This window comes from Oceanobacillus damuensis (genome assembly GCF_001618145.1).
In the GTDB taxonomy this organism is placed as follows: domain Bacteria; phylum Bacillota; class Bacilli; order Bacillales; family Amphibacillaceae; genus Oceanobacillus; species Oceanobacillus damuensis.
This window is the reverse complement of the sequence record NZ_LQNF01000038.1, coordinates 1-13,946: the sequence shown is the minus strand read 5'-3', so window position 1 is coordinate 13,946 and position 13,946 is coordinate 1. Positions and strand designations below refer to the sequence as shown.

Below are 13,946 nucleotides of genomic sequence, written 5' to 3'. Positions count from 1 at the left end.
GTTAGTTCACCTCAACCGTATTTTCCACCATTACACCATTCAATGACCATGTTTTGGCTTCTGTTATTTTAACTTCTACAATTTTGCCAATAGACGATTTTGGACCTTTGAAATTGACAAGTTTGTTTCTTTCAGTATATCCGGCAAGTACATCAGGGTCTTTTTTGCTTTCCCCTTCGACAAGCACTTTTACTGTTTTGCCATCATATTTTTTCATGGATTCGGCAGATTGCCTGTTAACCAGCTCATTTAAACGATATAGACGCTGTTTTTTGACCTCATCTGGGATATCATCTTTTTTACGTGCTGCAGGTGTACCTTCCCTTGGCGAATAAATATATGTGTATGCCGCTTCAAAGCCGACTTCTTCCATCAGTGTCATTGTTTCCTCAAACTGTTCTTCCGTTTCATTCGGAAAACCTACAATAATATCAGTTGTCAAAGTCGCATTAGGCATCGCTTTTCGAATTTTATGGACCAATTCAAAATATTCTTCTCTTGTATACTTACGATTCATTTTCTTCAGAATTTCGGTACTGCCAGATTGTACAGGTAAATGGATATGATCGAGTAAATTCCCGCCCTGTGCAAGTACTTCAATTAGACGATCATCGAAATCCCTTGGATGTGAAGTGGTAAATCGCACGCGTGGAATATCTATTTTATGGATATCATCCATTAGATCACCAAGTCCGTACTCAAGATCATCAAAATCTTTCCCGTATGCATTTACATTCTGTCCAAGCAATGTCACTTCCTGATATCCTTGGGCAACGAGATGGCGTACCTCTTGAATGATATCTTCCGGACGTCGGCTTCGTTCTTTTCCGCGTGTCATTGGCACGATACAATACGTACAGAACTTGTCGCAGCCGTACATGATGTTTACCCATGCTTTGATTTTGCCTTTGCGTACTTTTGGAAGGTTTTCAATTATATCACCTTCCTTGGACCACACTTCCACAATCATTTCTTTTCCGAACATAGCTTCCTTTACAAGTTGCGGCAAGCGGTGAATATTATGCGTCCCAAAAATCATGTCAATGTGCTGATGTTTCTTGAGGATCCGGTCAACTACAGACTCTTCCTGGGACATACATCCACACACACCAATAATCAAATCGGGTTTTTCAAGTTTTAATGGTTTTAAATGGCCAATCTCTCCAAACACTTTATTTTCGGCATTTTCACGAATGGCACATGTATTCAATAATATGATATCTGCATCTTCTGTGCTGGAGGTTGATTCATAACCCATTTCCGTCAAAATCCCCGCCATTACTTCTGTATCATGCTCATTCATCTGGCAGCCATAAGTACGTATCAGAAATTTCTTCCCCTTGCCAATGGTAGCCACATCCTCAGGAATCGAGAAGTCATAATGAAATTGAACATCCTCCTTGCGGCGCTTCCTTGCTTTTTTTATGTCAGGTGATTGAGGTTCATAGCTTGTCTGGAAATATTTCGCAATCATATCGTCACTTGATGTATTTTTAATACGATCAAAATTATCAGGTTGCTTTATTTGTGCTTGCTGTTTGCGTTGTTCTTCGTTCATCAGTAATCCCCTTTCTATATAAAGCTAATTATATGTATAGGTATACAATAGTACAGTATAAAGCTTATTTCCAAATTTAACAATACTTTAGAAGTCATCCTTGGAAAACTAGAGCACTTTTCTTTAGATGATTTTTCGCTGCATGTATACGGATTGACCGACGAACAAAGGCCAAACAAAAAACCTTCCTAGTTAGGAAGGTTCCTGGTCATTTATTTTATCTAGGTTCAACAATTAACTTAATGGCCGTTCGTTCTTCATTGTCGATTAAAATGTCCGTAAAAGCCGGAATGCAAATTAAGTCTACCCCACTTGGTGCTACAAACCCTCTTGCTATGGCTACTGCTTTAACAGACTGATTTAATGCACCTGCACCAATCGCCTGGATCTCTGCCGTGCCGCGCTCTCGTAAAACATTGGCAAGTGCACCTGCTACTGAATTTGGATTTGATTTTGCAGAAACTTTTAATACGTCCATTACTAGTACCTCCTCATGCGCTATTGTAGTTATATTGCTACTATATTCCTGGAGATGTTAGCTTATACCCTATTATGCAACAAAGATTCAAACAATTCAATCAATCAACTGAAGAACGGATGGTCATCATTTATGATGATACGGTCTATCATAGTTGCTTTACCCGTTTTATCATCAATCGTAACCATAATTCCATTTAATTGTGTTCTACCCTGATTGTCAGGTTCGAAACGTACAGGTAATGACGTAAGGAAGCGCTTAATAACCGCTTCACGATCAACACCAAGTATTCCGTCATACGGGCCTGTCATGCCTACATCCGAAATATATGCTGTTCCGTTCATTAAAATTCTTTCATCTGCGGTTTGTGTATGTGTATGGGTACCTACCACGGCACTTACTCTACCATCCAAATACCAGCCCATCGCCTGTTTTTCACTTGTCGCTTCGCCATGAAAGTCTACAAAAATCATATCTGTTCTTTTTTTCGCTTCTTCAATCAGTTCATCTGCTTTTTGAAAAGGATCATCTACCGGGGGAAGGAAGGTTCTGCCCTGCAGATTGATTACCGCTACTTCTTTTCCATTTATATTAATGTAAACAATTCCTTTGCCAGGATTATTCTCTGGGAAATTTGCAGGGCGAATCATATATTTTGCATCATCGATAAATTCAAAGATTTCCTTTTTATCCCAAGTATGGTTGCCCATTGTTACGACCTGTGCACCCCATTCAAGAAACTGTTTATAAATCTTCTCGTTAATACCTTTACCAGCTGCAGCGTTTTCGCCATTGATAATGGTCATATTCGGACGGTATTTTTCCTTTAATTTGGGAAGGTACTCCTGGACCATGTCTCGTCCTGAAGACCCTACCACATCACCTATAAAAAGTATCTTCATTGTTCTATCATCCTATCGTTTAAGTATATTATCAGTTTTTCACATTGCAATGGGATTGTCAAAGTAATGGATGTATGGGGCTAGAGACATTGATAATAAGAGAGGTGTCGTTGATTCAAAAAAACAAAAGCGATCGAATGACCGCTTTTGTCTTATTTTGCATATTCGACAGCTCTGGTTTCCCTGATTACTGTGACTTTAATGTGACCAGGGTAGTCAAGCTCTCCTTCAATCCGTTTTCTTATATCGCGTGCGATACGAACAGATTCTATATCATCAATCTCATCAGGTCGTACCATAATTCGAATCTCTCTTCCGGCCTGGATGGCAAATGACTTTTCAACACCTTCAAACGACTCGGAAATCTCTTCCAATTTTTCCAAACGTTTGATATAGTTTTCCAATGTCTCACTTCTGGCGCCTGGTCTTGCAGCAGATAGAGCATCAGCTGCAGCCACAAGCACCGAAATAATGGAAGTTGCTTCTTCATCGCCGTGGTGGGAAGCGATCGAATTAATAACGACCTCATGCTCCTTGTACTTCATTGCCAGCTCTTTGCCGATTTCAACGTGACTGCCTTCCACTTCATGATCAATTGCCTTACCTATATCATGAAGCAATCCGGCTCTCCTTGCCAATGTCACGTCTTCACCAAGCTCAGCAGCTAGCAAACCTGACAAGTAAGCAACCTCAGTTGAGTGTTTCAGTACATTTTGGCCATAGCTTGTACGATATTTTAGACGACCGAGAATTTTAACTAAATCCGGATGCAGTCCATGTACACCAACTTCAAATGTTGTTTCTTCTCCAACTTCCCGTATATATTCATCAACCTCACGTCTGGCTTTATCCACCATCTCTTCAATTCTTGCAGGGTGAATTCGTCCATCCTGTACCAGTTTTTCTAATGCCATACGGGCGATTTCCCGTCTAATTGGATCAAAACCGGATAAAATTACTGCTTCCGGTGTATCATCGATGATTAAGTCAATGCCAGTTAACGTTTCTAATGTACGTATATTACGTCCTTCCCGACCAATAATACGACCTTTCATTTCATCATTAGGCAAGTTAACAACAGATACAGTCGTCTCAGCAACATGATCTGCAGCACATCGTTGCAATGCAAGGGATAAGAGATTCTTTGCTTTTTTGTCAGCCTCTTCTTTTGCACGATTTTCAGCTTCTTTAATCATTACAGCAGATTCATGTTGGATCTCATTTTCGATTCGTTCTAAAATAATTTGTTTTGCCTGGTCAGATGTATATCCTGAAATGCGCTCAAGCTCAGTTTGCTGCTCTTCTTTCATAGCTTCCACTTTGCTTTTCATTTCTTCAATTTGTTGTTGTTTGTCTGTCAGAGACTGTTCTTTCTTCTCCAACACCGATTCACGTTTGTCTAATGTTTCACTTTTTCTGTCCAGATTTTCTTCTTTTTGCATCAGACGGTTTTCCTGCTTTTGAGCTTCCATGCGCCGCTCACGTAATTCATCTTCTGTCTGCTGGCGAAGCTTGTGATTTTCATCTTTTGCTTCAAGAAGCGCTTCTTTTTTAGCAGCATCTGCATTTCTGTGTGCTTCTTCCACAATTTGTTTTGCCAAGGTTTCCGCACTTGAAATTTTAGCTTCTGCAATAGATTTACGTATTAGATAACCAACAACAATACCGACGATCAGAGCAAGCAAAATGGAGATGATTAAGAGTATAATGTCCATGATTTCACCTCCCATTGCTATAAAATTGTACAATTCATTATTTGTCGGCATGTAACATTTTCTGAATGCATAAAATACCAATTAATTTCATAATAAAAATTATAAAATTATACACCTCTAATATTAATTGTCAAAACCAGTAATGTCAAGGAAACGTCACAATTATTTACCAGCCAGGATAAGCAAGAGACCTGTGCCGGCAAATTACCGGTACAGGTCTCCTGTGGTAGGTTAATATTATACGTCCAGGCTGTCCTGGATATTCTTTTTTTCTTCTTTTTCGGCTGCAGCTGCAGGTTCATCATCAAGCTCGTAATGATTGCGGATTGCGGTATGAATTTCGTTCATGATCTCTTCATTCTCACGCAGGAATATTTTTGAATTTTCACGGCCCTGCCCAAGGCGTTCGCCCTGATAGGAATACCATGCACCACTTTTCACGACGATATCCAATTCTGAACCAACATCAAGGATTTCCCCTTCTTTAGAAATCCCTTCCCCATACATAATATCCACTTCTGCTTGTTTGAATGGAGGTGCCACTTTATTTTTCACGACTTTTATCCTTGCTTTATTACCAACCATGTCATTACCCTGCTTTAATGTTTCTGCACGGCGTACTTCGAGTCTGACGGAAGAGTAGAACTTAAGGGCACGTCCACCAGGAGTAGTCTCAGGATTCCCGAACATAACCCCGATTTTTTCACGGATTTGGTTGATGAAAATAGCTGTTGCATGGGATTTGTTGATGGCTCCGGAAAGCTTTCTTAAGGCCTGTGACATTAAACGTGCCTGCAAGCCCATGTGAGAGTCGCCCATTTCACCTTCTATTTCCGCTTTTGGCACCAACGCAGCAACGGAGTCGACTACTAAAATATCCACTGCACCACTTCGAACAAGTGCTTCGGCAATTTCCAATGCCTGTTCCCCTGTATCCGGTTGTGATAACAGCAATTCGTCAATATTTACACCCAGTGCTTTTGCATAGGTAGGGTCCAGCGCATGCTCTGCATCAATAAATGCTGCCTGTCCGCCCTTCTTCTGTGCTTCGGCAATCGCATGAAGTGCAACAGTTGTTTTACCTGAAGATTCCGGACCATATATTTCAATGATTCGGCCACGTGGATAACCACCTATCCCCAATGCGACATCAAGCGCCAGTGATCCGCTTGGAATCGTATCGAGTTTTTGCATTGGTGTTTCACCGAGTTTCATAACCGAACCTTTACCAAATTGTTTCTCTATTTGTCTTAAAGCCATATCTAAAGCTTGTTTTCTATCACTCAAAGAAACTACCTCCTTAAATTATCTATCTATATCATACAGTGTTTTGAGATATTTAACAAGAAAAAAACGAATGGATGTTCTTATGTTTTTATAGTTAAAATTCTTCAAAAACAGAATTGTTGGGCACATACATTGGTCAATTATTGTAATTTAAGCTATAAACAGTGGCACAAATTATCATTTTAAATAATTAAAAATCATTTCCAATCCTTTTACACAGGCTCTTTTTCTTATCGAATCACGGTTCCCCGCAAATAAAAATCGCTCCACCTTCTGATACCCGCTTCCATCACTTATCGAGATGAACACTTCCCCTACAGGCTTTCCCTCTGTCTCCGTTGGTCCGGCAACACCAGTAAAGGCGATGCCGACGTGTGATCCGAAAAGCCGCCTTACATTCTCAGCCATTTCCAATGCACATTCTTCACTCACAGTACCTTTGGAGCCTATTGTTTCTGCAGAAACACCAAGCACGTCACGCTTGATTTTCGCATCGTAACAAACAATTCCACCTGGGCAGACAGCAGAGGCACCGTCTACGGAAACTATCTTTTCGGTAAACATTCCACCTGTCAAGCTTTCTGCGGCAGCCACTTTTTTATTTTGGTTCGCCAGCAGCTGGACGATCACCTGTTCGATAACCTGTTCATCTTCTCCAAAATAATAGTTCCCCACTCTATCAAGAATTTCTGTTTTTGTGTTGTTCAGTAACGAATCGAGATCAGCTTCAGAATCTTCTTTTGCAGTTAATCGAATCACTACGCCATCCTCCTGGGCAAGCGGGGCTATCGTAGGATTGGTCTGTGCCTGGATAAGATCTTTTAATTTATGCTCTAAAGTTGATTCGCCGATGCCGATAAATTTAAGCACGAGTGATTTTATAATCTGATTGCTCCCGGTTAACTCCTTAATAGACGGGAAAATCTTCTCACCAGCAATTTGCTTCATTTCTCGTGGCACCCCAGGAAGGAAAAACCACGTTTTACCTTCCAGTTCAACCTTCATTCCAGGAGCCATGCCGGCATTGTTTTTCAGTACCGTACAACCTTTAAACACGCGGGCCTGTTTCCGGTTGTTTGGTGTCATTGTTCTATTTTGATTTTTAAAAAACAATTCAATCTTTTCCATCGACTGTTTATCTTCAACGAGTTCCATCTTACTGATAAGCTGAAATGCTTCCCTTGTCAAATCATCTTCAGTCGGGCCAAGCCCACCGGTGACAATGATCATATCCGATCTGTTTTGAGCAAGCCTGAAAGCTTCTTCGACCCTTTGCAGATTGTCACCAACTACTGCATGGTTGTATACATTGATTCCATACATCGCCAGCTGCTGTGATAACCACTGTGCGTTTGTGTTGGCAATTTGTCCGAGTAACAGCTCTGTTCCAACAGCAACAATTTCCGCCTTGTATTGTCTCATTATTTTGAATCCCTCATAACATGCCAGTTTTTAACAAAATAATCAACACCAGATACTACGGTAAAGAATAATGCGAGGTAGAGCATTATTGTTCCGAATGGAAAATCTATATAAGAGAACGGGAAGTTGTGCAATAACAGGATAGCAATGGCAATCATTTGAGTAGCTGTTTTGAGCTTACCCATTTGTCCGGCTGCAAGTACAACCCCTTCTCCGGCTGCAACCAAGCGAAGGCCGGTTACTGCAAATTCTCGACTGATAATGACAATGACGACCCAGGCCGGTGCCAGCCCCATTTCAATAAGTAAAATAAGCGCAGCTGAAACTAACAGCTTATCTGCCAATGGATCCATAAATTTCCCGAGATTCGTCACAAGATTATACTTTCTTGCATAATAACCATCCACCCAGTCGGTTGCTGCAGCAATAATAAAAATCACGGCCGCTGCAAAATGGGCTGCCGGAAGCTCCGCAGCGCCAATATCCCAGCTCCCCCAATCAAAGGGTACGGACAATAGAATGATAAAGACAGGAATCATTAAAATGCGTGAAAATGTTAATTTATTTGGTAGGTTCATTGGTAAAATTCCTCCTAAGGGATCTGTGTTCAGCTTTAAAATGAGATAAAACCCTTCCGAAAAGGTAAAGGGAAGGGTTTATCATTTCAGACCGTGTTTTTTATTCAGCCTTGTTGATATTCACATACAATTTCTGGTGTACCTTGGATGTATCAACCGGATATTCCAATTCCACACCGTTGACTAAGATCCTTAATGCCGGAGCGTTACCGACATTGAAGTAGACTGTTTCTGAATCACTCACATCAAATTCATGCGGGGAGCTATCTTCATCAAAGTTGGCATTATAAAATACCTCATCACTGTCTTCATCCCTGATCTCCAGCCAGGTATTATTGGAGTTGACCGATTCAAGGGTAATGATTACTTCATCACCTGCATTATTTACTTCCAGCGTAGACGCTGGCGTGCTTCCAGTACCTTCCTCAACGACAATTATTTCTGGTTCCTGCTCATCCGCTTCAGTATTTTCTGAGGTATCCTCTTCTGCGGAATTCTCGTCATCAGTTTCTTCTGCTCCACCTTCACCAGTCTCATCGTCCGATTCATCTTCAGGTGAATCTGAACCTGTGTTATCGGGATTTGTAATAATTATGTTTTCCTGTGGCTCTTCCTCTGGTGCAGCACTATCTTCGGCCATATTTTCACGAATAAACCACCATGCAACAAAAAGGATACCAATGATAAGCAAAACAACACTAATCGTTGGAACAAAAGAGGCTATGCCTGACCCTTTATCTGTATTGCTTTCTTTTCTTGTACGTTGTATTCTCGTATATTGGACATTTTCTTCTTCAGATGTATTCGGTATCTCTTCTTTATACTCTTCAAGCAATCCACTTGAATCTAATCCGACTGCATTTGCATATTCCTTAATAAATGCACGTGCATAGAATTTACCGGGTAAAATATGCAGGTTACCTTCTTCAATTGCTACTAAGTATCTTTTTTGTATTTTTGTTGTTTCCTGCAGACTGTCCAGCGATAACCCACTAGCAAGACGTGCTTCTTTCAGTTTCGCCCCTACATCCATACATAACACCTTCCATTTTAGAAATCAAACATAGAAAAACCGCCTTGTTCGCTGAATTGCTGTTTTTCTACCGATTCATATGTTATTTCCTGATCTTTATCTGTTCTGAGCTCAATAATGTAATCGAAATCATCCATACTATACTCTGTTGACTGTACAAAGATATCCGGATGCTCCACTACCTTTATGGCTGGGAGCTGCATTATTTCGCGAATCAGCTGCCAATGTTTCTCATTCGCTTTTCTTTTGGAAACGACTCCGTCAACAATATAGATATTATCCGTGTTATATTCGCCCTCAATCAGCTGGCTCCGCACAGTCTGCTTTATCATGGTGCTTGATACAAACAACCATCGTTTATTGGCGCATACACTGGCAGCAACAACAGATTCTGTTTTCCCGACTCTTGGCATGCCCCGGATGCCAATCAATTTATGGCCTTCCTGCTTATAGAGCTCAGCCATAAAATCAACAAGGAGACCTAATTCATCACGGACAAATCGGATCGTTTTTCTGTCATCACTATCTGTGTGTATATATTTTCCATGACGGACAGCCATTTTATCCCTAAGCTTAGGCTTCCTTAATTTAAACAGCTTAATAGTTTCCATTGTTTGGAGAATCGATCGTAACCGTGTAATATTTTCATCATATTTAGAAAGAAGGAGCATTCCCCTTCTGGAATTTTCCACACCATTAATTGTTATAATATTAATTGAAAGCATACCCAGTAATGAGGATATATCACCCAATAATCCTGGACGGTTAATTTGAATTTCATATTCCAGATACCATTCTGTTCTTTCCATAATTAACTCCTTAATTTTACATACTTTATACATATTAAGCAATTAAATACTGTTTAATGTTATATACCCAATAAAAAAACATTCTATTAGTAATATAACATTATTTTTTCTTTTTCTAAATAGAAATTACCGTATGTTTCCATTTAATATTATTTACACATTGGAAAAAGCTGCATAGAGAAATCTATACAGCTTTTAAAATGAAAATATGCATTCATTATTTACTTGTTTTGTACAAGTTTTAACATAACATTTGCTATTGCCTGCTGTTCCTGTTCGGATGCTGCATTCCATAACTCTTTTAATGCCTCTTCTTCACCATTTTTTGCTTCTACACTCTGAGCCAGATAATCGCCTACCTCAGCAGCAACATTGGATATGGTTTGCTGATCCATGCCCTGCTGCTGTGCCTGCTGGAGCCGATTAGCCAAAAAGCCTTTCCATGATTCAAAATTATCAAGAACTGACATTGGGATGCCTCCTCTATTCGTTTTATCCTGCATAGTATTTGACTTTATCCATAATTTATACAAGAAAAATAGAGTTTCCTTACCATCCGCCGGTAATATTGATAATCTCGCCCTGAATATAGCTTGACCTGTCATCAAGCAGGAAGCTGACCGAGTGAGCGATTTCTGTCGGCAGCCCTGCCCTGTTTATTGGAATTTCCGCTATAATAGCCAGCCTTTCATCCGCAGACAGATGGCTGTTCATCTTTGTTTCGATATATCCTGGACTGATTGCATTGACCGCAATCCCTGAAGGGGCTACTTCCTTTGCCAGAGCTTTAACAAAGCTGTTCTGCGCACCCTTCACAGATGAATATACTACTTCATAGCTTGCACCCAAACTCCCCCAGATTGAAGTAATAAATACGATTTTTCCTTTTTTGCTCCGAATCATTCGAGGCAAAAGGTGCTTTGAAATCATCCATGGAGCTTTTACATGCAAATTCAGCATAGCATCCATCGTCGTTTCGGAAGTATCCTGCAATAGTCCGTAATGGGCAGCCCCACCTGCAAACACGATATAATCTACAGGCAGCACAAGCTCGGAAAGAAATTTCCTGATTTCTCGTGTTTTGCTTAAATCAGCCTGAATGACCGCAAGTACATTTTCCCCATTCATCTTGTCCCTTAGTTTTTCTATGTTTTCTTTATTTTTATTGTAATGAAGCAATACATTATATCCATCATCCATAAGGCGTTCTGAGACAGCAACTCCAATATCTCCGCTAGCGCCTACAATCAGAACATTTTCCCCCATAATTGTCTCCCTATTCTGCCGAAATCGTACATGCTGACAGGCGATTTTTGCTGATCCAGTTTTTCATAAAAAGATTAGCATCCTTCAGGGTCAGCTTTTGGATTTCGGGAATAATTTCAAATAAATTGATTCCCATTGTATGATAGGCAGTAAATTTATTGGCAATGAATTCAAGCGAGTTCATCGACCGCAGCATCTGACCGATTTTCTTTTTCTTCATTCTTGAAAACTCTTCTTCAGTAAATTCAGCTTCCTTAGTGGAAAGCAATAATTCCATTACTCTTTTTGAAAATTCTTCCGGTTTGTCCGTATTGCTCCCTATCAGGGTATAGCCAAAGTTTTTTTCAAGATTGGTTTCAAAATAAAAACTGTCATCAATCAGATTGTCTTTGTAAAGCTCCTGATAGAATGGACCCCCCCTGGAAAAGAAATGACTTAATACCATACCTCCAAGCAAATCTTTGCGAAGGAATTCGTCTTTATCCAATTCAGCACTGGACTCTTTAATCCCTATGGTACATTTGGGTATTGAAACAGGCATTGTAATCTTATTTTCCTTCATCGCTACATCTTCTGGTTCTTCCGGAAAATTACGCATAAGCTCTTCCATTTCCTTAAAGGTCTTGTTTCTCTGATTTAACTTGATCATATCCATCATCTTTTCGGCATCAAAGTTTCCTGCAACGAATAAAGACATGTTTTCCGGATGGTAAAACGTATGATAACACGTATATAGATCATCCTTCGTAATCGAAGTGATCGATTCCACTGTTCCCGCTATATCAATTTTTACCGGATGATGATGGAACATACTCTTAATTGTGCCCATAAACGACTGCCAGTCAGGCTGATCATCGTACATCTTTATCTCCTGGGAAATGATGCCTTTCTCCTTTTCCACCGACTTCTCTGAGAAATATGGGTCCTGCACAAAATCAATCAATGTCTCCACGTTTTTTTCGATATTAGCTGTGGCAGAAAATAAATAAGCTGTCTTTGTAAACGATGTATATGCATTTGGAGATGCACCTTGCTTCCCGAAATCCGCAAAAACATCCCGATCCTCTTTTTCGAAAAGTTTATGCTCCAGAAAATGCGCTACCCCTTCAGGTACACTCGTCTCTTCTGTTTCGCCTAATGGTACAAAAGTTTGGTCAATAGATCCATAATTCGTTGAAAATATACCATATGCTTTTGCCATTTCCGGCTTTGGCAGTAAAAAAACGCTCAGTCCATTATCAAGCTTTTCTGAATAGATCGTTTCATTTATTTCCCGGTACGTCTGTTTATTCATCTTTTGACCCTCCTTCACTTGTTAATAAGTAAACGGTATCCTCTTCTATTTCCGCTGCCACCTGGATAACCTCATTTTTCGTAACCTTACGAATACCTTCTATCAATTGTTCGGGCGTTAAAGTCTTATTGCCTACGACTTGCTGATACATCATTTCAATCAAGCCTTGTGGATGGTCCATTGTTTCTTTAAACTGATTGACAATCAGATCCTTTGTTTCACTCAAGTCTTCCTCCGAAAACTCTCCGTTTTTCATTGCAGTCACCTGAACCCGGATAATATCCCTCGCCTTTTCGAAATCTTCCGGGGCTATTCCGCTAAATACAAATAGCAAGCCTTTATGGCTCTCCACACGGGAAGATGCGTAATAGGCCAGACTGTTCTTCTCCCTTACATTGATAAATAGCTTGGAACTTGGAAAACCACCGAATAATCCATTGTACACCTGCAAGGCGAAATACCCATCGTCCTGAAACACCGTATTGGTACGATAACCTATATGCAGTTTTGCCTGTTGGACATTCTGGTTTTCAATTATTTCTTTTGTTTCACCTGCAGATTTTTTTGCTTTCGCAGAATCATATCCAATTGGAGTCGTTTTCTCCCTCTTCATTTGGGAAGTGATTTTGTCTTTTACCGTATTTTCGTCAAAATCTCCGAGACCATATACATCCATATCATCTTGCTCTATCATCGTTTTATAATAGTCGTACAAATCTTGATTGGTCATTTTCTTTAGGTCTTCCTCATAGCCATGTACATGAAGCTCGTATGGCTCATCCTTACACATTTCATCAATGAGGCGCATATTGGCGTAGCTCATTTTATCATCCTGAATCGAATTTATTTTTTGTTTTAACGTATCCTTTTCACGTTTAAATACGGCTTCATCAAATCCATTATCTTTAGCATTTGGATGAAACAGAATCTCGCTTAACATACTGATTGCCTCATCTATAATCGAGGTTTCTTCAGGGATGAATTTATCATTGGCAAATTCAAGACGGATTGTAAGGATATGGTTTTCTCCCTTTTTCCCGCCATCAACAGAGAGAACGGCACCATACAGATCATCGAGCTTCAATTGAAGTTCGCTTCGGCTCGGATAGTTTTTCGTTCCTTGCTTTAAAATATATGGAAGTAAGGCTCTTTTTGTAATGGTGTCTTTTTCAAGTGGTGCCCTTAATTTTGCCACAAGGTTGATCGTTTTGTATTTTTTACTCTGAATAAGATGTAAATTCATCCCATTTTCGTTTTCCATTGTTTCCTGAATGCTATCCATAAATATCCTCCGATACGATGTAATAATAATTTTTCTCCACATGTATTCTGCACAATTTTACCAGTTGTCATCCATTATACGGGAAAAAAAACGGACTTGCTAATATTAGCAAGTCCGTACGAATACAGATGGTTATATTAAATATCTCAACTTTCGCAGAAGGAAATGGATTAATAAGCCTTGGCAGAATTAGGATGGCATGAGTTGCACTGCTCCAGTTGACTTTGAATTAACTATTTGCACTGAGGAGCCTGGATACACCTGGACCCCATCGTTCTTTTAGTTTTACAGCTTTTTATTCGCAGTTTGTGTAAAATGCGAA

Annotated in this window: 13 protein-coding genes; all 13 read right to left on the bottom strand. The window is 39.9% G+C overall.

All coding sequences use genetic code 11. The features are described 5' to 3' along the window. Position 1 precedes the first annotated feature (1 nt). The 13 genes from miaB to yfmF all read right to left on the bottom strand — a co-directional run bounded on the left by miaB (position 2) and on the right by yfmF (position 13,624). The gene (gene miaB / locus A4245_RS17045) at positions 2 to 1,558 is read right to left on the bottom strand and encodes a tRNA (N6-isopentenyl adenosine(37)-C2)-methylthiotransferase MiaB (protein ID WP_067730158.1); all 1,557 of its coding nucleotides are present in this window, start codon (positions 1,556 to 1,558) and stop codon (positions 2 to 4) included. Positions 1,559 to 1,775: 217 nt separating this feature from the next. Next, positions 1,776 to 2,036 (bottom strand): stage V sporulation protein S, encoded by a 261-nt coding sequence (locus A4245_RS17040; RefSeq protein WP_010649201.1) that lies wholly within the window; start codon positions 2,034 to 2,036, stop codon positions 1,776 to 1,778. A gap of 104 nt (positions 2,037 to 2,140) precedes the next feature. Further along, positions 2,141 to 2,938, bottom strand: a complete 798-nt coding sequence (locus A4245_RS17035) for a TIGR00282 family metallophosphoesterase (RefSeq protein ID WP_067730157.1) — start codon at positions 2,936 to 2,938, stop codon at positions 2,141 to 2,143. A gap of 152 nt (positions 2,939 to 3,090) precedes the next feature. After that, entirely contained in the window at positions 3,091 to 4,653 is a 1,563-nt protein-coding gene (gene rny / locus A4245_RS17030) for a ribonuclease Y (RefSeq protein ID WP_067730156.1), read from the bottom strand. A gap of 237 nt (positions 4,654 to 4,890) precedes the next feature. Then, positions 4,891 to 5,940: a recombinase RecA gene (recA, locus tag A4245_RS17025; protein WP_067730154.1), complete on the bottom strand. Its 1,050-nt coding sequence runs from the start codon at positions 5,938 to 5,940 to the stop codon at positions 4,891 to 4,893. 177 nt (positions 5,941 to 6,117) lie between these two features. Beyond that, positions 6,118 to 7,362 (bottom strand): competence/damage-inducible protein A, encoded by a 1,245-nt coding sequence (locus tag A4245_RS17020; RefSeq protein ID WP_067730152.1) that lies wholly within the window; start codon positions 7,360 to 7,362, stop codon positions 6,118 to 6,120. Beyond that, a complete protein-coding gene (gene pgsA, locus A4245_RS17015; protein WP_067730150.1) occupies positions 7,362 to 7,940 on the bottom strand; it encodes a CDP-diacylglycerol--glycerol-3-phosphate 3-phosphatidyltransferase in 579 nt (192 codons plus the stop codon). Before pgsA ends, A4245_RS17020 begins: the two co-directional genes overlap by 1 nt. A gap of 100 nt (positions 7,941 to 8,040) precedes the next feature. Next, a complete protein-coding gene (locus tag A4245_RS17010; RefSeq protein ID WP_067730145.1) occupies positions 8,041 to 8,973 on the bottom strand; it encodes a helix-turn-helix domain-containing protein in 933 nt (310 codons plus the stop codon). Positions 8,974 to 8,990: 17 nt separating this feature from the next. Next, entirely contained in the window at positions 8,991 to 9,782 is a 792-nt protein-coding gene (locus A4245_RS17005) for a DUF3388 domain-containing protein (RefSeq protein ID WP_067730144.1), read from the bottom strand. 221 nt (positions 9,783 to 10,003) lie between these two features. Next, positions 10,004 to 10,252, bottom strand: coding sequence for a DUF3243 domain-containing protein (locus A4245_RS17000; RefSeq protein WP_067730143.1), 249 nt, complete (start codon positions 10,250 to 10,252; stop codon positions 10,004 to 10,006). A 79-nt stretch (positions 10,253 to 10,331) separates the two neighbouring features. After that, complete coding sequence (gene ymfI, locus A4245_RS16995) at positions 10,332 to 11,048, bottom strand: elongation factor P 5-aminopentanone reductase (RefSeq protein WP_067730142.1); 717 nt, start codon at positions 11,046 to 11,048, stop codon at positions 10,332 to 10,334. A 10-nt stretch (positions 11,049 to 11,058) separates the two neighbouring features. After that, positions 11,059 to 12,342 (bottom strand): EF-P 5-aminopentanol modification-associated protein YfmH, encoded by a 1,284-nt coding sequence (gene yfmH / locus A4245_RS16990; protein WP_067730132.1) that lies wholly within the window; start codon positions 12,340 to 12,342, stop codon positions 11,059 to 11,061. Beyond that, positions 12,335 to 13,624 carry an EF-P 5-aminopentanol modification-associated protein YfmF gene (gene yfmF / locus A4245_RS16985; RefSeq protein WP_067730130.1) on the bottom strand — a complete coding sequence of 430 codons (1,290 nt, stop codon included), beginning with the start codon at positions 13,622 to 13,624 and terminating at the stop codon, positions 12,335 to 12,337. Before yfmF ends, yfmH begins: the two co-directional genes overlap by 8 nt. Between the last annotated feature and the right edge of the window lie 322 nt (positions 13,625 to 13,946).

Coding starts and splice junctions, on each gene's coding strand:
- A4245_RS17010 (WP_067730145.1), bottom strand. CDS start 8,973: ATGGATGTAGGGGCGAAACTGAAAGAAGCACGTCTTGCTAGTGGGTTA.
- A4245_RS17035 (WP_067730157.1), bottom strand. CDS start 2,938: ATGAAGATACTTTTTATAGGTGATGTGGTAGGGTCTTCAGGACGAGAC.
- rny (WP_067730156.1), bottom strand. CDS start 4,653: ATGGACATTATACTCTTAATCATCTCCATTTTGCTTGCTCTGATCGTC.
- A4245_RS17040 (WP_010649201.1), bottom strand. CDS start 2,036: ATGGACGTATTAAAAGTTTCTGCAAAATCAAATCCAAATTCAGTAGCA.
- A4245_RS17000 (WP_067730143.1), bottom strand. CDS start 10,252: ATGTCAGTTCTTGATAATTTTGAATCATGGAAAGGCTTTTTGGCTAAT.
- yfmH (WP_067730132.1), bottom strand. CDS start 12,342: ATGAATAAACAGACGTACCGGGAAATAAATGAAACGATCTATTCAGAA.
- pgsA (WP_067730150.1), bottom strand. CDS start 7,940: ATGAACCTACCAAATAAATTAACATTTTCACGCATTTTAATGATTCCT.
- ymfI (WP_067730142.1), bottom strand. CDS start 11,048: ATGGGGGAAAATGTTCTGATTGTAGGCGCTAGCGGAGATATTGGAGTT.
- A4245_RS17020 (WP_067730152.1), bottom strand. CDS start 7,362: ATGAGACAATACAAGGCGGAAATTGTTGCTGTTGGAACAGAGCTGTTA.
- miaB (WP_067730158.1), bottom strand. CDS start 1,558: ATGAACGAAGAACAACGCAAACAGCAAGCACAAATAAAGCAACCTGAT.
- yfmF (WP_067730130.1), bottom strand. CDS start 13,624: ATGGATAGCATTCAGGAAACAATGGAAAACGAAAATGGGATGAATTTA.
- A4245_RS17005 (WP_067730144.1), bottom strand. CDS start 9,782: ATGGAAAGAACAGAATGGTATCTGGAATATGAAATTCAAATTAACCGT.